At 63.6% G+C, this 21,404-nt stretch carries 20 protein-coding genes; 9 read left to right on the plus strand and 11 right to left on the minus strand.

Annotated features, from left to right (window positions below; genetic code table 11):
* Positions 1-108: 108 nt before the first annotated feature.
* Positions 109-1,029 (minus strand): DMT family transporter, encoded by a 921-nt coding sequence (locus tag M0D64_RS35270; protein ID WP_266261186.1) that lies wholly within the window; start codon positions 1,027-1,029, stop codon positions 109-111.
* Positions 1,030-1,144: 115 nt separating this feature from the next.
* On the opposite strand from M0D64_RS35270, the gene M0D64_RS35275 reads away from it, so the two are divergent.
* Positions 1,145-2,020 (plus strand): LysR family transcriptional regulator, encoded by an 876-nt coding sequence (locus tag M0D64_RS35275; RefSeq protein WP_154565775.1) that lies wholly within the window; start codon positions 1,145-1,147, stop codon positions 2,018-2,020.
* Between the two features lie 9 nt (positions 2,021-2,029).
* Here M0D64_RS35275 and M0D64_RS35280 read toward each other — a convergent pair whose 3' ends face one another.
* The 6 genes from M0D64_RS35280 to M0D64_RS35305 form a co-directional block, all read right to left on the minus strand.
* A complete protein-coding gene (locus M0D64_RS35280) occupies positions 2,030-3,088 on the minus strand; it encodes an ABC transporter ATP-binding protein (protein ID WP_154565774.1) in 1,059 nt (352 codons plus the stop codon).
* Between the two features lie 39 nt (positions 3,089-3,127).
* On the minus strand, positions 3,128-4,732 hold the full coding sequence (locus M0D64_RS35285) for an iron ABC transporter permease (protein ID WP_266261187.1): 1,605 nt from the start codon (positions 4,730-4,732) through the stop codon (positions 3,128-3,130).
* Positions 4,733-5,764, minus strand: a complete 1,032-nt coding sequence (locus tag M0D64_RS35290; RefSeq protein ID WP_266261188.1) for an iron ABC transporter substrate-binding protein — start codon at positions 5,762-5,764, stop codon at positions 4,733-4,735.
* A gap of 93 nt (positions 5,765-5,857) precedes the next feature.
* The gene (locus M0D64_RS35295; protein ID WP_266261189.1) at positions 5,858-7,246 is read right to left on the minus strand and encodes a Dyp-type peroxidase; all 1,389 of its coding nucleotides are present in this window, start codon (positions 7,244-7,246) and stop codon (positions 5,858-5,860) included.
* Between the two features lie 85 nt (positions 7,247-7,331).
* Positions 7,332-8,483 carry a hypothetical protein gene (locus tag M0D64_RS35300; protein ID WP_266261190.1) on the minus strand — a complete coding sequence of 384 codons (1,152 nt, stop codon included), beginning with the start codon at positions 8,481-8,483 and terminating at the stop codon, positions 7,332-7,334.
* 100 nt (positions 8,484-8,583) lie between these two features.
* Positions 8,584-10,107 (minus strand): carbohydrate porin, encoded by a 1,524-nt coding sequence (locus M0D64_RS35305; protein ID WP_266261191.1) that lies wholly within the window; start codon positions 10,105-10,107, stop codon positions 8,584-8,586.
* A 399-nt stretch (positions 10,108-10,506) separates the two neighbouring features.
* On the opposite strand from M0D64_RS35305, the gene M0D64_RS35310 reads away from it, so the two are divergent.
* The 8 genes from M0D64_RS35310 to hutC (M0D64_RS35345) all read left to right on the plus strand — a co-directional run bounded on the left by M0D64_RS35310 (position 10,507) and on the right by hutC (M0D64_RS35345) (position 18,243).
* Positions 10,507-11,346 (plus strand): arylamine N-acetyltransferase, encoded by an 840-nt coding sequence (locus M0D64_RS35310; RefSeq protein ID WP_266261192.1) that lies wholly within the window; start codon positions 10,507-10,509, stop codon positions 11,344-11,346.
* A 51-nt stretch (positions 11,347-11,397) separates the two neighbouring features.
* On the plus strand, positions 11,398-12,078 hold the full coding sequence (locus M0D64_RS35315; RefSeq protein WP_266261193.1) for an isoprenylcysteine carboxylmethyltransferase family protein: 681 nt from the start codon (positions 11,398-11,400) through the stop codon (positions 12,076-12,078).
* Positions 12,079-12,368: 290 nt separating this feature from the next.
* The gene (locus M0D64_RS35320) at positions 12,369-13,229 is read left to right on the plus strand and encodes a transporter substrate-binding domain-containing protein (RefSeq protein ID WP_168436033.1); all 861 of its coding nucleotides are present in this window, start codon (positions 12,369-12,371) and stop codon (positions 13,227-13,229) included.
* 93 nt (positions 13,230-13,322) lie between these two features.
* Positions 13,323-14,045: an ABC transporter permease gene (locus M0D64_RS35325; RefSeq protein WP_154567712.1), complete on the plus strand. Its 723-nt coding sequence runs from the start codon at positions 13,323-13,325 to the stop codon at positions 14,043-14,045.
* A gap of 15 nt (positions 14,046-14,060) precedes the next feature.
* Positions 14,061-14,816, plus strand: a complete 756-nt coding sequence (locus M0D64_RS35330) for an ABC transporter permease (protein ID WP_154567711.1) — start codon at positions 14,061-14,063, stop codon at positions 14,814-14,816.
* Positions 14,817-14,850: 34 nt separating this feature from the next.
* The gene (locus M0D64_RS35335) at positions 14,851-15,642 is read left to right on the plus strand and encodes an ABC transporter ATP-binding protein (protein WP_028197383.1); all 792 of its coding nucleotides are present in this window, start codon (positions 14,851-14,853) and stop codon (positions 15,640-15,642) included.
* A 54-nt stretch (positions 15,643-15,696) separates the two neighbouring features.
* A complete protein-coding gene (gene hutH, locus M0D64_RS35340) occupies positions 15,697-17,331 on the plus strand; it encodes a histidine ammonia-lyase (protein WP_266261194.1) in 1,635 nt (544 codons plus the stop codon).
* A gap of 228 nt (positions 17,332-17,559) precedes the next feature.
* Positions 17,560-18,243 (plus strand): histidine utilization repressor, encoded by a 684-nt coding sequence (gene hutC / locus M0D64_RS35345; RefSeq protein ID WP_093646454.1) that lies wholly within the window; start codon positions 17,560-17,562, stop codon positions 18,241-18,243.
* Between the two features lie 37 nt (positions 18,244-18,280).
* Here the strand turns inward: hutC (M0D64_RS35345) and hutC (M0D64_RS35350) are convergent, their stop codons facing one another.
* The 4 genes from hutC (M0D64_RS35350) to M0D64_RS35365 form a co-directional block, all read right to left on the minus strand.
* Complete coding sequence (hutC, locus tag M0D64_RS35350; protein WP_154566040.1) at positions 18,281-19,081, minus strand: histidine utilization repressor; 801 nt, start codon at positions 19,079-19,081, stop codon at positions 18,281-18,283.
* 70 nt (positions 19,082-19,151) lie between these two features.
* Positions 19,152-20,021 carry an amino acid ABC transporter ATP-binding protein gene (locus M0D64_RS35355; RefSeq protein WP_154566041.1) on the minus strand — a complete coding sequence of 290 codons (870 nt, stop codon included), beginning with the start codon at positions 20,019-20,021 and terminating at the stop codon, positions 19,152-19,154.
* 20 nt (positions 20,022-20,041) lie between these two features.
* Complete coding sequence (locus M0D64_RS35360) at positions 20,042-20,704, minus strand: amino acid ABC transporter permease (RefSeq protein WP_266261195.1); 663 nt, start codon at positions 20,702-20,704, stop codon at positions 20,042-20,044.
* A 30-nt stretch (positions 20,705-20,734) separates the two neighbouring features.
* Positions 20,735-21,385 (minus strand): amino acid ABC transporter permease, encoded by a 651-nt coding sequence (locus M0D64_RS35365; RefSeq protein ID WP_054040252.1) that lies wholly within the window; start codon positions 21,383-21,385, stop codon positions 20,735-20,737.
* Positions 21,386-21,404 lie beyond the last annotated feature (19 nt).

Consider the following 21,404-nt stretch of genomic DNA (forward strand, 5'->3'; position numbering starts at 1 on the left):
CGGCGAAATGAAAGCCGATGCCCCGAACGCGAACTGTCACCCGGTGACGGTAAGCGGCGCGCGACCGGCGTGCAACCCGTCCGGCGCCGCCGGCCTACTGCTCAAAGCTCAATCGGCGTGACGCCGTGCGCGGGCGCCGGGGCGCAACATCGAAAGTAGCGGCCAGCCGAGATTCACGCCCAGACTTGCGATGACGATCAATGCCATACCCGCGAGTTGCGGCAGCGACAGCGCTCGCCCGTACACAACCGCATCGACCACGATCGCCGTCAGCGGATAGACGAATAGCAGCACGGCGATGATCGGCGTGGTCAGTTTCGGTAGCGCGCCGTAGATCAGCACGTATGACAACCCCGTATGCAGCACGCCCATGCCGACCAGCCAGAACCACTGCATCGGCCCGATATGCACGGCGGTAAGCGGCGCAATGAAGGGCAGGCACACCACGCCGACCGCGCATTGCGCGAGCGTCAGCAGATGCGGCCTCAAATTGCCGAGTCCTTTGGCGATCAGCGTGACGCTCGCATACAGCACCGAACCCGCCAATGCTTCGCCGATACCGATCAGATAGCTTGTATGTCCCTGCAGATTCGCGGTGGCCGCGACGCCCGAGGCCAAAACTAGCCCAACGAACGCGGTTGCGATCCAGCCGAGCCGGTCGGCGCCGAGGCGCTCGTTGAACAGCGCCGCGCCCATCAGCACGACCCAGAACGGCTGCACATGAAACACCACGGTCGCCACCGCAATGCTGGTGCGATGGATCGCGTCGAAGAAACCGACCCACTGCGTGACCATCAACACGCCGGAGATCAGCGCGAGCGCGACGGTGCGCCGCGTGAAATGCGCGCGGGTGAAGAAACCTTTCCACGCGCAATACGCCGCGAGCGAGAGGAAGCCGAACAGGCAGCGAAAGAACACCAGCGTCAGCGCGCCGAGCCGCGCTTCCTCGACGAAGATGCCGAGCGTGCCCATCAGAAGCCCGCCGCTGGCCAGCGTAATGGCGCCTTGTTGACGTTGGGTGAGGGACATGCGAAGCGGCTCCGGAAGTGGGTCACATAAAGGTGGAGTCACAAGTATTGCGCGGCTTGCACAGCATCGACAAACGAATTAAATTGAGTAATTCCATAAGCTGGATTGATAAATCATGCACCCCGAATTCGACGTCGATTTGCTGCGCACCTTCGTCGCGGTGGTGGAAACGGGCAGCTTCACGAAGGCTTCGACGACCGTGCATCGCTCGCAGGCGGCAGTCAGCATGCAGATCAAGCGGCTCGAAACCATGCTCGGCACCACGCTGTTCGCCCGCAATACGCGCAATCTCTCGCTCACGCGGCCCGGCAATACGCTGCTCGAATACGCGCGGCGCGTGCTGGCGTTGCATGAGGAGGCGTGGTCGGCGATCGTGCGGCCCGAGGTGACGGGGCGCGTGGTGCTGGGCGCACCGGACGATTACGTGTCGTCGCTGCTGTCGCCGGTATTGCGGCGTTTTTCGAATCTGTATCCGCACGTGGAGATCGAGATCGTCTGCGCGCAGAGCACGTCGCTCGCGCCGATGCTGGCGGACAACAAGATCGATCTCGCCTTCGTTACGCGTGACCGTAAATTGCGCGGCGAATTCGTGCGCAGCGAGCCGATGGTGTGGGTAGGGGCTTCGGTGGATACGCCGGTGCTGGCGGCGTCGCCTTTGCCAGTTGGGCTTTACGAGCCGGGTTGTGTCGCGCGCCAGCACACGCTGGCTGCGCTGGACGGCGCGCATATCCGCTATCGGGCGGCGTTTAGCAGCGCCAGTCTGATGGGTTTAGTGGCGACGGTGGACGCGGGGCTGTCGGTGATCGCACTCACGCGATGCAGCGTGCCGCCGCGGCTGGCGATTCTCGGCGAAGCGCAAGGCTTGCCGAAGATCGCGCCGCTGGAAATCGTGGTGGCGCGTAGCGCCAAATCGGACCGGCCCACGTGCGATTATCTGGCCGCGCAGATGGTGCAGGATTTGTCGCTGCGCCCGCAAACGCGCGGGGCTTAACCGCTCCGCTCAACTACGCGGATAAGCCGTCACTTCGCCATCCACCGCAAGCCGCACGTGTTCGCCTGGCCGCGGCGACAGATAACCCGGCACGCGAGCGCGCACCACGGTCCGCGCGCCGGACTGCAATTGCAGCGCGACGCCCGCGTCCTGCCCCTGAAAGATCACTTCCTGCACGACGGCGTCATAGGACGCCACGCCATTCGGCATCGTTTCTTCAGCACGCAGCAGACGGATCTGTTCAGGCCGCACCATCACATCGACTGCGCCATTGCCCATCGGCTCGCACAGCGCCAAGTCGCCGAGCTCGCAGTCGACGCGATCGTGCTTCACGACGCCCGGCAACAACACCGCTTCACCGACGAACGACGCGAGTTCACGCGTCACCGGCCGGCGGTACAGCGTCTCCGGCGTGGCGGTCTGGATCAGCCGGCCGTTCCACAGCACCGCAACCTCGTGACCGAGCGACAGCGCTTCCGATTGATCGTGCGTGACAAGGACCGCCGTTGCACCCGTCGCGGCCAGGGCGCTTGCCACCGCTTGCCGCGTTTCGAGCCGCAAGGCGGCGTCGAGCGAGGAGAAAGGTTCGTCGAGCATCACGAGCGTCGGCGACGGCGCGAGCGCGCGAGCCAACGCCACACGCTGCTGCTGACCGCCCGATAACTGCTGCGGCGCGCGAGCGCCGAAGTTCGCGGGCAAGCCGACCAGCTCCAGCAATTCAGCCACCCGATGACGTGCGCGCCGCTGCGTACGCGGCAAGCCGAACACGATGTTGTCCGCCACGGACAGATGCGGAAACAGCGCACCTTCCTGCGGCACATAGCCGATGTGGCGCTGCTCGGAAGGCACATGCAGGTTGTCGCCAGCAACGAGGCGGCCGTCGATTTCGACGCTGCCACGATCCGCGCGTTCGAAGCCGCACAACAGCCGCAGCAAGGTGGTCTTGCCGCTGCCGGACGGTCCGAGCAGCGCGAGCAGCGTGCCGCGCTCGACGGAGAGATCGATGCCGTGCAGCACCGGATGGCCGTCGAACGATTTTTGCAGGCCGCGGATACGAAGTTCGCTCATGAAAATCCGATGGAAAAAGCGGGCGAGGGCGTGCGGCGTTCAGCTGCGCTCGCCGAGTAATGCCGATTTGCCGAGCAATGCGAACAGGAGGCCGGAGGCGAACAGCGAAATGCCGGTGAGCAACGCCGCATAGGGCGCGGCGGCGGCGAACGCCATTGTCGACGTGTCGGCCCAGACCTGGGTCGCGAGTGTTTGCGTGTCGATGGGAGAGAGCAGCAGCGTCGCATTCAGCTCGGTGACGACCGAAATGAACACCATCGCCGCGGCCGCGCCGAGTCCAGGGCCCGCGAGCGGCAACACCACGCGGAACAGGGTCTGCGACCAGGTCAGGCCGAGTGCGCGCGCAGTCTCTTCAAGGCGTGGCTGCGCCTGCATGAAGGCGGCGCGCACGCTCACCAGTGCCACCGGCATGAACAGCATCGCGTAAGCGATCACCAGCAGCGTCGCGCTTTGATAAAGCGGTTGCAGTGCATGCACCGCGAGCGACACGATGGCCAGCGCGATCACCAGCCCGGGTATGCCTTGTGCCAGAAACACGGTGCGTTCGAACAGCGTCGCGAAACGCGTCGGATAGCGCACCAGCAGGAACGCGAGCGGCACCACCAGCAGCGTGGTCAGCAATGCGGCGGCGAGCCCGAAACCGAGCGACGAGATCGTCGCGTTGAACAGCAGTTCGGGCGACACGTCAGCCGGGGTGACGGCGGCCGCGCCCGGTTGCGTAAGCCAGAAGCCGATCATGCCGAGCGGTACACCGAGCGTTGCGATCGCAAGCGCGGCAAAACCGGCGGCGACGACCCAACGCCACGCGCCGAGGTCGTAGCGCAACACCGCGCGACGTGTGCCGCGATCGACGCGTTCATAACGCGCCGCGCCGCGTACCCGAAACTCGAAGGCCAGCACGACGAGGCAGATCACGATCAGCAGGCACGCGAGGAGCGAAGCACCACCGCCGTCGAAACTGGTGCGGTATTCCGCGTAGATTTGCGTGGTGAAGGTGCGAAAGCGCAGCAGCGTAAACGCACCGAATTCAGACAGCACACCGAGCGACACCAGCAGCATGCCGCCGAGCAGCGCAGGGCGCAGTTGCGGCAGCACGACGCGAATGAACGTGGTCCAGCGGTTGCAGCCGAGCGCGCGCGCGCTTTCTTCGAGCGCCGGGTCCATGCTGCGCAACGCCGCGGCCACCGGAAGATAAACGAGCGGGAAATACGCGGAGCTCAGCACCAGCAATGCGCCGTTGAAGTCTTGCAAATCCAGGCTCAGCGACACCCAGGCATAGCTCGAGATGAAGGCCGGCATCGCGAGCGGTGCGGCGGCGAGTACGGCCCAGATGCGACGTCCCGGCAAATGCGTGCGTTCGACAAACCATGCGGCCGCCGTGCCGATGGCAGCGCAGACGAGCGTGGTCGATACGGTGATCAGCAGCGTGTTGACCAGCAGTTCGCCGACGAGTGGCCGGAAGATCAGATCGACCGCCTCGCCGATGCCGAAGCTCGCCGCGCGCCAGAAGGTAAACGCAATCGGCAGCAACACCAGCAAAGCGCTGAGTGCTGCTGCCGCGAACAAACCGCGCGGCGCGCGCGAATGGGCGCGCGCCGGGGCGGGGGTTACAACCGGAGGCCCGGCTGACACGGCATCGCTCATTTACAGTAAGCCTGCCTGGCGCAGCAACTTGCCTGCCTGGCTGTCGTCGCCGAGTTGCTGGATCGTCAGCGCCGGTGGATTCAGTTCAGCGAAGGGCTTGAGGATCGGGTCCGGCGCGACACCTGCGTGCAGCGGATATTCGAACATGACGTGGCTGTTCGCCATCAACTTTTGCGCGCGTTCGCTGACCAGATAGGCGAGAAACTTCTGCGCGCCGTCCGTGTTGTGCGCGGACTTCAGCACTGCCGCGCCCGACACGTTCACCAGCGCGCCGACATCGCCGTTGCCGAAGTGATGAACCGCGCTGCGGGTTTTCGCGTCTCCGAGTTCGGCGTGCAGACGGTCCCAGTAGTAGTTGTTGATCACACCGGTAGCCACGCCGCCACGATTGACCGCGGCGACCACGCCTTCTTCGTCGTCGAAAATCTGCGCGTTGGCTTTCAGGCCCTTCAGCCATTGCACGGTTTGCGCTTCGCCCTTCAGCGCGAGTACGGCGCTCACGAGCGGCAGGAAGTCGGCGTCGCTCGGTGCAATGCCGACCTTACCTTTCCATTCCGGCTTGGCCAGGTCGATCAGCGATTGCGGCAGTTGCGATGCTTGCAGCTTGGTCGTGTTGTAGGCCAGCACGCTTTCACGCGCGGTCACGCCGACCCATGCGCCGGTCGGCGAGTTGAAACGCGCCGGCACGGTAGCGAGGGTCGAACCGTCGACCTTGTTCAAGAGGCCTTTCTCTTCGAGCAGCGTCAGCTCGGGCGAATTTTCCGTGAAATACACGTCGGCGGGCGTCGCTGCGCCTTCCGCGACGATTTGCGCGGCCATCGCCGGGCCTTCGCCGTTGCGGATCTTCACCGAAATGCCCGACTGCTTTTCGAAGTCCTTGGCGAGCAGATTGACGACCTGCTCATGCTGCGCATTGTAGAGCGTGATCGACGCAGCGTGGGCCGTCGACGGTACGGTCGCGAAGGCGGCCAGCGTGAGGGCGGCAGCGCTGCTGACGAGGCGCAGGCGAGTGCCAAACCAGGAATGAGCCATGATCCTAAAATCCGTTAGTGATGTTGTTGGTCTTTGATGCGCCGCCTGCCTCGCGGCCGGCGGCTTGCTTTGCGACTTACTTCGTGGCTTGCATTACGTCTCGAACAACCCCGCGCCGATATACGAACCCGGCTTCGCGCCCGGCGGCACCGCGAACACCGCGCTGCCTACGTGCGTCGTGAACTGGTTCATCATGTCGAACTTCGCGAGCTTGTCGTTGATCGGAATGAAGCCGGTACGCGGGTCGCTCTGGTGAGCCACGAAAATCAGCCCCGCGTCGTATTCGGTTTCCTGACGCCATGGCGGCCAGCGCTCGATGTAGAAGTTCGTGCCGTCGTTGTACGAATAGGAGCGGCGCAGAATCTGCGCGCCGTTGTTGCTCGCATGATTCGACAGACGCACATGCGAGTTCTCCGGAATCACCGGATTGCCGTCCTTGTCCTCTTCCTTCAGGTCCACGGCGTCGAACTCGTTTTTCTTGCCGATCGGCGCGCCGCTGTATTTGTGACGGCCGAACACCTGCTCCTGGAAGTCGACTTCCGTGTTGTCCCAGTGTTCGAGCGTGATGCGGATGCGCCGTACCACGGTGTAGGTGCCGCCTTCCATCCAGGGCGCGTCGGCGGTGGCGCCGGCCCAGACGAATTCGTTCATCAACTGCGGTTTCGCGGTCGACGGATTGTTGGTGCCGTCCTTGAAGCCCATCAGATTGCGCGGCGTCTGACCGCGCGGACCGGACAGGAAACCAGCCTGGCCCCAACGCATCGCTGCGGTGCCGTACGCGAGACGCGCCAATTGCCGGACCGCGTGAAACGCGACCTGCTGATCGTTCGCGCAGGCCTGGATGTACAGGTCGCCGCCGGTTTTTTCGGCGATGAGCTGGTCGCCGTTGAAGCGCGGCAGATCGACGAGCGCGGCGGGGCGGCGCGAGGCGAGGCCGTAGCGGTCCTTGCCGTCCTTCGTGAACAGACCCGGGCCGAAACCGAACGTGATCGTCAGGCCGCATGGGCCGAGGCCGAGCACGTCGCCGGAATCGGGCGCGGCTTTGGTGTTGGTCGGGCTGTAGGCTGTGTCGTTGGCCTTGGCATCGGACTTCGTGCCGACCTGCGTATCAATCTTTGTGTCTGCCAGTGCTGTTTTGGCCGCGGCGCCGGTCGGCAGCGGTGCGGCTGTGGCGCCTTGCGTCAGGCGCGCGGCAGCGTCGGTCCAGGCACGCAGCAGCGCGATCACGTCTTCGCGTTTCTCGGTCGTCAGATCGAGCGCGGCAACGTACGTGTGACTCTGCTGCGGCGTGACGATGCCGCCTTGATGCAAGCCGTAAAACGGCTCGACCGCCGTCTGCGGATCGGCACCGTGCGCCGGTGTCTTGCCGAGCGCGGCCTGGGCGACGCCGGTCGCACCGAGGCTTGCGCCCGCTGCGACCGCCGCACTGCCGGCCTTCAGAAAACCGCGCCGGGAGGGCCGCGGGGGTTGATCGTTTGCCATGGTTCCTTCACCTTCATTTGGCCGTGGGGAATGCCTGGGTTGCGTTCCGGCTCGTTGGCCGGATCTGCGTCCGTCTTTGCTGCGTCTACTTCGCGAGCACCAGGGTGTTCACGTCGTCCTGCACGTAGTAGAAACCGTCGCCTTCAGGCGTCATCGCGAGACCGAACAGGTCGCCGTTGCCCGGGGGCGATTGCGCCTTGTCGGTGTCGATCCAGCGTGCGTAGATCTGCTTGCCGCTGGCCGGATCGATTTCGACGATCTGGCCGTTCAGCGCGTTCGTGACGAGCAGGTGGCCGTTCGGCGCGGTGACCATTGCAAGCGGGCGATGCAGCAGACCGTCGGCGGTCAGTTGGCGACCTACGCCCGCGCTGGTGTCGCGCGTCATCGGTTCGTCGATTTCGGTGATGCGGTTGCCGATTGCATCGGACACGTACAGCAGTTTCTGATCGTTCGAGAGCGCGAGTCCGGTCGGGCCGACGAGGAACACGCCCTTATCGGCCTGTGCGCCGAAGCCGCTGCCCACCACGGTTTCCTTCTTGACGACGGGAGCCTTGCCGGCCGGCACGTCGAGGTCCAGACGCAGCACGGTGGCCTGCTTGAACACCGGCGGATTGCCGTTCGCACCGCCCACGCCGAAGCCGGCGTTGCTGACGAACAGCGTCGCGCTGGTGCCGTTATCGACGACCGCCATGTTGCCCCACGGATCGTTGATATTCGGGCTGCTGATGGTCGATGCAACCTTGCCGTTCGGATCGATCACGATCAGGCAGCCGGCGCCCTTGGTGCCGGTGGTGCCGTCATTGCTCGGCGTGCTGCCGACGATCACGTAGCCCGACTTGAGCATCGTCATCGCGGTCGACAGGCCGATGCCGCCCGGGCATTCCTTCAGATCGCGCGGCACCGTGGCGAACACCGTCATCTCCTTGGTGTCCGGGTGATAGTTGATGATCGTGCTGCCGGTACCCTGCAGATTGGTCGAGTTATTGAAGTTGCCGACCAGGACGTCACCTTGCTTGACGGTGCCTGCCGTCACCGGAGCGACCACCACCGCGTACGGATTCTGGTCGCCGTTCCCCGGCACGGTGTTGATCAGCGTGGTGTGATGCTTGACGGTTTCGAGGAAACCTTGCGGTTCGGCGTGCGCGACGCCGGCCGTCGCGAATGCGGCCGTGCTGACTGCGGCGGCGATCAGGGCGCGCGCGGCGCGCGGCGAAAACTTGCGCGTGGGATTGTTCATGAGTGAGCCTCGGTGCCTGCGCACAAAGCGGTAGTTGCGGTCATGATCGAAAGCATGGGATTCGATGGGTCTTGAGCGTGTGTGGTGATGGCGAACGGCATCAGAACGTAATGTTGGTCCGCACGCCGATGACGAACGTGTTGCGCAGCGGCTGCGTCGGATCGCTCGGGTTCTGGCCGGCGCCGGCATTGAACGTGTATTGCGCGTCGGCCTGCAGTTGCCACCACGGGTTGACCTGATACTGGTAGGTCGCTTCGAGCGTGGTTTCGCTGGTGCGCACGCCGTAGGGGCCGCCGCTGAATGCCAGGTTATCCTGATCAAGACCATTCGCGTGGTTGCCGATCTTGATGTAGGTGAGCGCGATGCCGGCGCTGTCGTTGTCGCGGCCGGCGAACGGCGCCTTCAGCACGACGCCGAGGTTGGCCGCGACGCTCACCAGATTGCGGTCGCCGGGCGCGCCCATCACGCGCGCGAAGACGTTGAGGCTGCGCGGCGAGTCCGGATCCGGGCGCCAGATCATCTGGTCGGCAACCGCATAGAAGCTATAGTCGCCGTGATGATTCTGCGCGACGCCGGTCGTCGCCGGGTTCGCGAGCGAGAGGCCGGTGTTGTCGAAGCGCTGATCGGCGAAGCTGCCGTTGTTGTACCAGACGCCGAGCTTGTAGGTGCCGGGCAAACCGCCGCCGCCCGCACTGACCATTTCGCCGTCGGCCGGCTGGTTGATCGCGTACTGCAACTCGCCGATGAACAGCGTGCCGTTATGCAGGTTGAAGTTGGTGCCGCTCTTGTTGTTCGGGTTGTTGCCGAGCGGATCGCCGTCGAATACGCCGGCGAGCGCCGTCAACGAAGGCGTGATCTGTCCGCGCACGCGCACGCCGAGGTCGGCCAGCGGATAAGCGGGACCGCCGGACGGCATATCGTAGGACGGCAGGGCAGGCCAGCCGAACATCGTGTTCACGAACAGCGCCGAATTCGTACTGGTGATGAATTCCTGGTCGATACTTTGCTGACCGACCTTCACGTCGATGCGCTTGTTCAGGAACGACTGCTGGTACCACAGTTCCCACAGGCGGGTCGTGTCCTGGGCTTCAATGCCGCTCGCCGTATTCAGCGTGCCGAGCTTGTTGGCGCTGAGGTTGGCCCCGTGGATCTGCAAGGCGCTGACGTTGAACAGGCCGCCCGGCAAACCGAACGCCTTTTGCGTGTCCATCTGCACGGTCGCCGTGGTCAGGCCATCGTAGTCCGCGCCGCGCGCGAGACCGCCGCGGACATTGGCGAGCACTTCGCTGGTTTCCGTGAGCGTGAACGTCACGCCGTATTTGCCCAGCCAGGGGCGCAGACCGCCGATGTCGCCGAGCATCGTCGGGCGATTCCAGAACCCGGTCCACTGATTCGTCTGCGTCGCCTTGATGTTCAGGTCGGCTTCGGGCGCTTCCGGCGCGGCATCGGGATTGGCTTCCGCCATGGCCGCGCCGGCGGTCAACGAGGCCCACGCGAAAGCCGTGCAAAGCGCGGCGCGGCGCAAGGAAGGCAAACGCGAACGACGCGTGGCGCCGCCGCGCATGGCGGAGTCGTGAAGCGAACGCGCCTGAATGGCGGGCTCGACGGACTGAGCGAACTTCATCGAAATCCTTATTTGTGTTGTATCGACTGATCTGACTATCGCGGCGCTACGTCACCAGGTGCCTGCGATGTGCCGCATCGGTTCGCGACGCCTGATGCGGCAGATGGCGAGATCGTACGCATGCGGAATAGGTGCGTCAACACAAATGAGAACGATTCGCATCAATATTACTAGCGTGTAATTTTTAGTTTTACGTACTGCTGCTAAAGGTTCTTTGTATGTAAATTAAATGGAATGTAAACGTAATGATTTAGTATGGTTATGGCCATGTCGAACCGGTGCCGGAGCCCGGATTCGGGGCAGGGAGCAAAAGAAGCTATGATCATCTTCCGAAGCCGCGCCGCAGTGCGAAAGCCTTAAGTGCTGCCTGGCGCCCAAAACCATACCGGGACGACACCGATGTCACACACAGTGAATCTGGAAAACTATTTCACCCGCATCGGCTACAAAGGACCTCGCGCGGCGACGCTGGAAGTGCTCCAGGAACTCCACAAGCTGCATCCCAGAGCGATCCCCTTCGAGAACCTGAATCCGCTCACGCACCGTGCGGTAAAACTGGATCTCGAATCAGTCGAACAAAAGCTGATCGCGCAAAAACGTGGCGGCTATTGCTTCGAGCAGAACGCACTCTTCGCGAACGTCCTGACGCAGTTAGGCTTCAACATAACGCCCCTGCTGGGCCGAGTCCTTTGGGGCCGCGAATCCGGAGCGATCCCCCCTCGCACGCACATGGTGTTGCGCGTCGACATCAAAGACGAAGCCTGGATCGCCGATGTCGGTTTCGGCAGCATGACGTTGACGGCACCGCTGCGCCTGATCGCCGGCTCCGCGCAGCCGACGCAACTCGGCACGTTCCGCCTCGCCGATGCATCGAACGACGCGCTCTACCTCGACGTCCAATCCCGCGATGACACGTGGGCCCGTGTCTACCGTTTCGACCTGCACCCGGTCGAGTGGATCGATTACGAGACCTCGAACTGGTACACCTCGACCGCACCGGATTCGATCTTCCTGAATCATCTGATCGTTTGCCGGGTCCTGGCAGAGTCGCGGCTGACCTTGCGCAACGACCAACTGAACGAACGCGCCGCGGACGGCCAGATCATCAGCGAGCGGCAGCTAAAAAGCGCGGACGAACTCGCAACCTGCCTTCGCGATCAATTCGGTCTGAACACGGGCGACATCGACATGGCAGACGTTTTCGGGCGCGTGCGCTCACCCGCGACGGCCTCCGTCTGAGACAGCCGCGTATAGCGAACTTCGACAACCACCAGCGGGCACGACCCAGCCATGATCACGCGCCTTGTCCTGCAAACGGCAGCCTGGCTGGTATGCATGGGCGCGCTGCTGTTCGGCGCCGCGGGTACGTTCGCGTGGCCCGCCGGCTGGTGGTATCTGATCGAGACCGGCGGGCTGAGTTTGTGGGTCGGCTTCTGGCTGGCGCGCCACGATCCCGGTCTGCTTGCCGAACGTCTCGCGCCGATCGTTCAGGCGCAACAAAGTCGCTGGGACAGTTTCTTTATGGTGGCCGTGGCGGTGATGTGGAGCGCCTGGCTTGTCCTGATGGCGCTCGATGCAATGCGCTACCGCTGGTCGGCACCGCTGCCGGTATGGCTGGTGAGTTTCGGCTCGCTCAGTATCTTCGTCTGCATTTTCATGTGCCTGATCGTGTTCCGGGCGAATAGCTATGCCGCGCCCGTCGTGAAGATCCAGGCAAGCCGCGGTCACAAAGTCATCGACACCGGCCCCTACGCTTTTGTCCGTCATCCGATGTACTCGGCCGCGCTGCTGTTGTTCATCGGCACGCCCTTGCTGCTCGGCTCGTGGTGGGGGCTTGCCTGCGTGCCGTTACTGGTGATCGGCATTGGCTGGCGCGCGGTGCGCGAGGAGCGCGTGCTGGCAGCGCAACTCGAGGGCTACACCGCCTACACCACGCGCGTGCGTTATCGCTTCGTGCCGTTCGTCTGGTAGGGCGCGCTGCGCGCCAACTCGAAGCGCGTTCGCTCTTCTCACACCAACCTGTCTAGACAAAACGCACCACGCTGGCGCAGCCGGCGGTGACCGGCGCACCGTCTTTGCCCTTTCAAAACTCCCTTAAAAGCCTTATTGCACGGTCGCGCATAGGGGCTTACCCGATGATTTCGGCGATTTCGAAAAAATCCTCTTGCGATGGCTTTTTGACTCATGCAAGCTTGTCTATACAAATTAGACGGTAGTTAAAAACCCAGCTCGACGGTTTCCTCAATCAAAGGAGTTTCGACGTGAAAGTGAAGCGCACGACGTTAGCAAAAGCATTGATGGGCGCCGTACTCGGCGCCGCGACAATTTTCGCTGCACCGGTGCAGGCCAAAGACTGGAAGACGGTGACGATCGCACTGGAAGGCGGTTATGCCCCATGGAACCTGACCTTGCCGGGCGGCAAGCTGGGCGGCTTCGAACCTGAGCTGGTCGCCAATCTGTGCGAGCGCATCAAGCTCCAGTGCAACCTCGTGGCGCAAGACTGGGACGGCATGATCCCCGGTCTGCAGGCCGGCAAGTTCGACGTCCTGATGGACGCGATCTCGATCACGCCGGAACGCGAAAAAATCATCGCCTTCTCGAAGCCGTACGCCGCCACGCCGGCCACGTTCGCCGTGACTGACGCGAAAGTGCTGCCCAAGGCCGCACCGACCGCAGCCGTCGTCAAGCTGTCGGGCGATCCGAAAACCGATCAACCCACCGTTGACGCCTTGCGCAAGCAACTGAAGGGCAAGACCATCGGCATTCAGTCGGGCACGGTCTACACCAAGTTCATCAACGACGGCTTCAAGGACGTCGCCACGATCCGCGTCTACAAAACCTCGCCTGAGCGCGACCTCGATCTGGCCAACGGCCGCATCGACGCCTCGTTCGACGACGTGACCTACTACGCCGCCAACGTCGACAAGAAAGAGACTGCGTCGATCATCATGGCCGGCCCGAAGATCGGCGGCCCGATCTGGGGTCCGGGTGAAGGCCTCGCGTTCCGTAAGCAGGACGCCGATCTGAAAGCGAAGTTCGATACCGCGATCAGCGCCGCGCTTGCCGATGGCACCGTCAAGAAACTCTCCGCCAAGTGGTTCAAGACCGACGTCACGCCTTGATTCGCCTGAGCGTTCAGAGGTAACGGTAGGCGCGGCGTGAAAAACCGCGCCTGTCGGCTGGTTCGATCCGCCGTAATGGATGAGGGGTAGGGAATGGCTCTGATAGAGATGCTCGGCTTCGGGCAGGAAGGCTGGGGCGGCGTGTTGCTGCTCGCAGCGTTGATGACGGTCGCGCTTACGCTGGCGGCGCTCGCTGTCGGCGCCGTGTTCGGCGCGCTGGTAGCGGCGGCCAAGCTGTCGCGCTTTCGCACGCTGCGCGTGATCGGCGACCTGTACACCACTGTGTTTCGCGGCGTACCTGAGCTGCTCGTCATCTATCTGTTCTATTTCGGCGGCTCGACGCTCGTGACCACGATTGGTCAATGGTTCGGCGCGGACGGCTTTGTCGGCGTGCCGCCGTTCGTGGTCGGCGCGCTCGCGGTCGGCATGATTTCCGGCGCGTATCAGGCCGAGGTGTATCGCTCGGCGGTGCTCGCGGTGTCGCGCGGCGAACTCGAAGCGGCGCGTTCGATCGGCATGCCCACCATGACCATGGCGCGCCGCATTCTGATTCCGCAAGTGCTGCGTTTCGCCTTGCCCGGCATCGGCAATGTCTGGCAATTGAGCCTGAAAGACTCGGCGTTGATTTCGGTCACGGGGCTGGCCGAACTGCTGCGCGCCAGCCAGGTGGCGGCGGGTTCGACGCATCAGTACTTCACGTTCTTCGTGGTGGGCGGCGCGCTGTATCTGCTGATGACCAGCATCTCGAACCGGGTCTTCAACCACGCCGAAGCGCGCGTGGGCCGATCCTTCAAGCGCAACTTCGCGCGCAACTGACGAGGACCGGACATCATGCATTTCGACTTCGATTTTCTGCTCGACACGCTGCGGCAACTGATCGCGGCCGTGCCGACCACGCTCGGGCTGTTCTTCTGCTCGTTGATTCTCGGCGGCTTGCTTTCGCTCGTGATCGTCACGATGCGCGTGTCGCCGCACTGGCTGCCGAACCGTTTCGCGCGTGCCTATATCCTCGTGTTCCGCGGCTCGCCGCTGTTGATCCAGATGTTCCTCGTCTACTACGGCATGGGCCAGTTCGGCGTGATTCGCGAGAGCTTCCTGTGGCCGGTGTTGCGCGAGCCGTACATGTGCGCGGTTTTATCCCTGGCGCTGTGCACCGCCGGATATACCGCTGAGATTATCCGCGGGGGTTTGATGGCCGTGCCGGTCGGTCAGATCGAAGCGGGTTATTCGATCGGCTTATCGGGTTTCGCGCTGCTGCGCCGCGTGATCGGTCCGATTGCGCTGCGCCAGTGTCTGCCCGCGTATTCGACCGAGGCCGTGCTGCTCGTCAAATCGACCGCGCTCGCGAGTCTCGTCACCGTGTGGGAAGTGACCGGCGTCGCGCAGCAGATCATTCAGCAAACGTATCGCACTACGGAAGTATTCATCTGCGCTGCGCTGATCTATCTGTTCCTGAATTTCGTCATCGTGCGTTTGCTCGGCTTCCTCGAGACGCGCCTGTCGCGCCATCTGCGTGCGGCGCCCGCACAAAGCTCGCCGAGCCGGCCGGTTTCGTCCACGACCGAAGCACGCCGCGCCGCGCCCTGAACGATCGCATATCTTGCAGAATCTGGAGAATCCCATGAACGCTACGGCACCTGTTGCACTGTCGGTCAAGAACATCCATAAATCGTTCGGCGACCACCACGTGCTCAAAGGCATTTCGCTCGACGCCCATCAAGGCGACGTGATTTCGATTCTCGGCGCGAGCGGCTCCGGCAAGAGCACCTTTCTGCGCTGCCTGAATCTGCTTGAAACGCCGGATGACGGTTCGGTGGCACTCGGCGGCGAAGAGCTGAAAATGAAGCGGCGCGGGGACGGCAAGCTGCAACCGAGCGACCGCCGCCAGGTGGACCGGGTGCGCTCGCAACTCGGCATGGTGTTTCAGAACTTCAATCTCTGGTCGCATATGACCGTGCTGGAGAATCTGATCGAAGGGCCGATGCGCGTGCAAAAGCGCAGCCGCGCCGAATCGGTTGAAGAAGCGGAAGCGCTGCTGGCAAAAGTCGGTCTTGCGGAAAAGCGCGGCCACTATCCGGCACATCTGTCCGGCGGTCAGCAGCAGCGCGTGGCGATCGCGCGCGCTTTGGCGATGCATCCCAAAGTGATGCTGTTCGATGAGCCGACTTCGGCGCTCGATCCCGAACTGGTCGGCGAAGTGTTGCGCGTGATGCGCTCGCTCGCCGAAGAAGGCCGCACGATGCTGGTCGTCACGCACGAGATGGGTTTCGCGCGCCATGTGTCGAATCGCGTGATGTTCCTGCATCAAGGTCAGGTGGAAGCCGACGGCACGCCGGACGAAGTGTTCGTCGAATGCAAGTCGGACCGTTTCCGCCAATTCGTGTCGAGCCACCAGGATCGCACGACTAACTAATCGATCAGCGTTGGCTGGTTGCCACTTCGTTACTTCACCGCACAGAGCACTATCATGGCCGTGATCCGTTCCGATCGTCCTCTCGACTGGGTTCAGGTGGCGGCTATCGCCGCCGGCGAACCGCTCGAGCTTTCCGCCGATGCCCGCTCGCGTATCCGGGCGGCACGCGTGCTTGTTGAACAGATTGTCGAGCGCGGGATTCGCGCGTATGGCGTGAATACCGGCGTCGGCGCGTTGTGCGACGTAATCGTGTCGCCGTCCGAACAGCGCACGCTGTCGCGCAATATTCTGATGAGTCACGCGGTCGGCGTGGGCGCGCCGCTCGGTGTTGCCGAGACGCGCGCGATCATGGCGGCGGCCGTCAACAATTTTGCACACGGGCATTCGGGGATTCGCCTCGAAGTCGCGGATCAACTGGTCGCGTTGCTCAATGCCGATTGCCTGCCGGAAGTGCCGGCGTTCGGCTCGGTAGGTTATCTGAGCCATATGGCGCATATCGCGCTCGTCTGTATCGGCGAGGGGCATGTGCGCTATCGCGGCGAGCGTCTCAAAGGGCGCGATGCGTTGCAACTGCTCGGCCTCGAACCGCTGGTGCTCGACGCGAAGGAGGGTTTAAGCCTCGTCAACGGCACGCCGTGCGTGACGGGTCTCGCCGCGTTGGCGCTGTCGCGCGCCGCGCGTTTGCTCGACTGGACCGACGTGGTCGCCGCGATGAGCTTCGAGAATCTGCGTGGTCAACTCGCGGCCTTCGACGAAGACTCGCTGGCGCTGCGCATTTCGCCGGGCCTGAACCTGGTCGGCGAACGCATGCGTACCGCGCTCGCCGATAGCGGCATTCTTGCCGCGGTGGTCGGCCAGCGCACGCAGGATCCGCTGAGCATGCGGACCATTCCGCACGTACATGGTGCCGCGCGTGACGTGCTCACTGGGACCGCCGACGTGGTCAATCGCGAACTCGCGTCGATTACCGACAACCCGATCGTCGCCGGCACGCCGGAAGAGCCACGTGTCTATTCGCAGGCGCACGCGGTGGGGGCATCGATCGCACTGGCGATGGACAGCCTTGCCACTGCGATCGCGCAAGTCGCGGCGATGGCCGAGCGGCGTCTCGACCGTCTCGTCAACCCGCTCGTGAGCGGCTTGCCGGCGTTTCTCGCGGAGCCGGGCGGCACCTGTTCGGGCTTCATGATCGCGCAGTACACGGCGGCCTCGCTGGTCGCGCAGAACCGGCGCCTCGCGATGCCCGCGAGTCTCGACGGCGGCATCACATCTGGTCTGCAGGAAGACCACCTGTGCCATGCCACGCCCGCTGCGCTGAAAGCGTTGGAGATCGTCGACAACGCCGGGCGCATCATCGCCATCGAGTTGCTGGCGGCGGCACAAGCCTACGATCTACAAAGCATCGACGCACCGCGCGCGCCGCACACGGATGCGCTCTGGCAACGCATACGCCGCGCTGTGCCGACTTACCGCGACGATCGGCCGCTCGCGGACGACATGACGATCGCGTTTCGCATAATCGCCGATGAAACACCGCCGCCGCTGCCAAACCCGGGTAATATTCGGCCCGGGCTGGACGCTTCGGTTAGCGACGCAGCTTGTGCCGCATTGGCGAGCGTTGGCGCGACGGGCAAGCTTGGCGCCGACGCGGCGGCCAACGACGGCCGGGCAACTGCCCACGCAGGTTGACGACGCTCGTTACTGCAATTGCGTGGCTGGCTCGAACTGATGGATTCGAATTGATGGATTCAAATAGATGGAGACAAAGCCGGTGAGCGGGCTTACCCGCCGGTGAACCGGCCTAACGTGTACCACCCGCGTACCACCCACGAGGTCGACGTGAACACTATTACAAACGCGCAAACCGCAGACACGCAGGACCGCCCGGGTCGCACCCCTGAGACACCCGCCAAGGCGATGCCCGCCTATGAGCAGATCAAGCGCTATGTAATCAGGCGCATCAGCGAGGGGGACTGGAAGCCGGGCGGCCTGATCCCATCCGAAACGGAGCTGGTTAAAGAATTCGGCGTCGCGCGCATGACGGTATCGCGCGCGCTGCGTGAGCTCACCACCGAACGCGTGCTGACGCGCGTGCAAGGTTCCGGCACGTTCGTCGCGCCACAGCGCTACGAATCCACGGTGCTGGAAATCCGCAATATCGCCGACGAAATCGCCGCACGCGGCCATCGCCATTCCGCGCGTGTGCTGACGCTCGAACCCAGCGACGATCCGCACGCGCTCGAAGCGCTCGGTCTCGCCAGCGGCCCGGCGTTTCACTCGTGCATCGTGCACAGCGAAGAGGGCGAGCCGATCCAGTACGAAGATCGCTACGTCAATCCGAAGGTGTTCCCCGAGTACCTGGAGCAGGACTTCACTGTCGAGACGCCGAATCACTACATGGTGCGGCTCGCGCCGATCCAGCGCGCGGAGTTTCGTATCTATGCGCAGAAGCCCGACGCGTATGTGCGGCGGCATCTGATGATGGATATCGGCGAGCCTTGCCTGCAGCTATGGCGTCGCACATGGGTCGGTGATGATGTGGCGACGTCGGTGCAACTGTGGCATCCGGCGTCGCGTTTCCATCTGGCGGGCAACGTGTGAGTGGCAGGAAGCGGGCGAGGGCACGGCGCTCGCGCCGCTAGCCCTGGCGCTGCGACAGATCCGGCGTGAATCGGCAACCCAGCCGATACCGCGAGCCCGGATGCACGAAACGCGCGAACGTGACCGCAACGCCGCTCGTCCATGTGCGGCGCATCAGCGTCAGGCACGGCTCATCGGCGCGAATTTCCAGCCACTCGGCTTCGGCGCGCGTCGGCAGACCCGCGTCGACGACATGCTCGACGTCATGCGCCGGCACGGTCTCGAACAGATACTCGGACGGCCTCGTCGTAGAGAAATCCTGCTTCAGGAAGTCCGGCGCCGTGACCGGATTGACGTAGCGGTCTTCGAGCTGCACCGGCAGACCGTTCTCGCGATGCACGCAAATCACATGAAACACGGAAGCGCCGGGCGCAAGCCCTAATGCGTTCGACACCGTCACCGGCGCAGTTTCGCGTTGCGAGAGGACGGTATCGTAGCTGTATTCGTGACCGCGCGAGCGGATCTCGTCGCCGATATGGGCGATCATCAGCAGCGTCGATTGCGGCTTGGTTTGCGCGACAAACGTACCGACGCCGGACACGCGGGTGACGAGGCCTTCATCGGCGAGTTCGCGCAGCGCGCGGTTCACCGTCATGCGCGACACGCCTAACGTCGCGACCAGGTCCAGCTCGGACGGCAGACGGTCGCCCGCTTGCCGCGCGCCCGATTCGATGATCTGGCGGATGTGGGTCTTGACCTGTTCGTAGCGGGCGGCCGGTGCGTCAGTCACCACGCGCGCGGTTTTCATCGCCGCGGCTGGCGGATTGTCGTGAGCTTTGCTGCGAACGGTGGAGGACATCGGCGGCCCTTGCGCTACAGTCCGCGTGAACTGCACGAGCCAGCCGAATCGGGAGGGCATCGGCGCAAGTTCATACCGGCTCCGCATCATCCGGACCGCGCGCCCAGAAGGCATTGCGGTCGAAGTAGTTTTGCAGGAACTGCCGCAAACGCGGCTGCCCGGCATCGTGAAAGACCTCGCGCGGCTTGCCTTGCACGGCGATGCGCCCCTGATCGATGAACATCACCTTGTCGGCGACCTGCGCGGCAAAGCCCATTTCGTGCGTGACGACAGCCATCGTCATGCCGTCGCGCGCGAGCTGCTTCATCACTTGCAATACTTCGCCGACCAGTTCGGGATCGAGCGCCGAGGTCGGCTCGTCGAACAGCATGATGTGCGGCTCCATCGCCAGCGCGCGAGCAATTGCAACGCGCTGCTGCTGGCCGCCCGAGAGTTTCGACGGGTAGGCATCTCCCTTATGCGCGAGGCCAACGGTTTCCAGCATCGCATTGGCGCGGCGGCGCGCTTCATCGCGTGACAGACTGCGCACGCGCAGCAACGCTTCCATCACATTGCCGAGCGCCGTCATATGCGGCCACAGATTGAATTGCTGAAACACCATGCCGACGTTGCGCCGCACGCGATTGATCTCGCCTTGCGACGCTCGCACGCGTTTTCCATTGCGCTCGCTGTAACCGAGCAGTTCGCCTTCGATGCGCACGTCGCCCTGATCGTAGGTTTCGAGCGCGGCGAGGCAGCGCAGCAGCGTGCTCTTACCCGAGCCCGATGGGCCGATGATGCAGACCACTTCGGAGCGGGCGATCTCGAGATCGACGCCGCGCAGTACTTCGACCTCGCCAAAGCGTTTCTTCAGGTCGCGCACTTCGATCAGCGGCGCGCCGGGCGGTGTATCGAAGGCAGCGGTGGAAGTGGAGGACGGCATGTCGGCGATAGCGTTCATAAGATGGTCCGGATTTCCGTTCATGCCATGAAGCGCGCGATGCGGGTTTCGGCCCACATGCCCGCGCGCGAGGTCAATTCGACCAGCGCGAGATAGCACACGCACAGCACCAGCAGCGTTTCGACAAAAGCGAAGGTGGCCGAACCGATGCCGGTCAGCACGAACGTGAGCTCGGGGACGGTGACGATCGACAGCACCGCGGTTTCCTTGCTCAGCACGATAATCAGATTGGTCAACGCCGGCACGATCAGCACCAGCATTTGCGGCACCTGAATGCGCAGGACGGCTTGCCAGCGGGTGAGTCCGAGACAGGCTGCCGCTTCGAGATGACCCGGCGGCACCGATTGAAAGCCGGAGCGAAAGGCTTCGGCGAAATACGCGCTGCCGTAGAGGCCTAATCCGAGCACACCGGCTGTCATCGGTTCGAGCGTGAGGCCGAAGGACGGGCCGCCGTAGTACAGCAAAAACAGTTGCACCAGAAATGGCGTGCCGCGAAACAGTTCGATGTAGAAGCGCAATACGCCGCGCACCCAGCGTCCGCAAAAGAGCTGCAGCACGGCGATGAGAAAGCCGATCAGAATGCCGATCGCGACGCCCGCGGCCCAGGTGCCGAGCGTGGTCGCGAGACCGGCGGCAATCGGCTGCAGGTTGTGTGTAATGACGGAGGGGTCGAGCTTTTGCATGGCCTATTTCAATCTCAAGCTCTAGGTGGGTCAGGCGTGCTGCAAACGGTATTCGGCGGCGTGCGCGACGAGCGCCAGCGTGCCGCAGATCACGAAGTAAATCAGCCCGGCAGCGACGTAGGCTTCGAGCGGCCGATAGGTGCTGGCCGCGATGTTCTGCGCAGTGCGCGTCAGTTCGGCCACACCCACCACCGAAATCAGCGACGAAGCCTTGATCAGCAGCACCATTTCGTTGACGAGCGAAGGCAGCGTCAAGCGAAACGCCTGCGGCACCAGAATGCGCCGCAGCATATCGAACGGTGAGAGCCCGAGCATGCGCGCGGCTTCGAGATGGCCCGGCGGAATGCTGAGAAAGCCGCCGCGCAGAATCTCGGCGATATAGGAAGCGGAGCACAGCGACACGGCGCTGATTGCCGCGACGATGGGCGATACGTTGATCCCGGCGAACGGCAGCAGGTAATACACCAGCAGCAGTTGCACCAGCATCGGCACGCCGCGAAAAAAGAACACGTAGGCGCCGCCGAACATGCGCGCCCAGCGCTTCGGGGAGAGGCGTGCGGCACACACGCCGATCGCGACGAAGAAACCGATCAGGAGGCCCGTCAGTGAAATGCCGATGGTAGCGAGTGCCGCATGCAGCAGCAGCGGCAGGCCCTGGAGGAAGACGGTCGTGCTGAACATACGCGTCGCACTCGCTAGA

This window comes from Paraburkholderia sp. WS6, from assembly GCF_030464835.1.
In the GTDB taxonomy this organism is placed as follows: Bacteria; Pseudomonadota; Gammaproteobacteria; order Burkholderiales; family Burkholderiaceae; genus Paraburkholderia; species Paraburkholderia madseniana.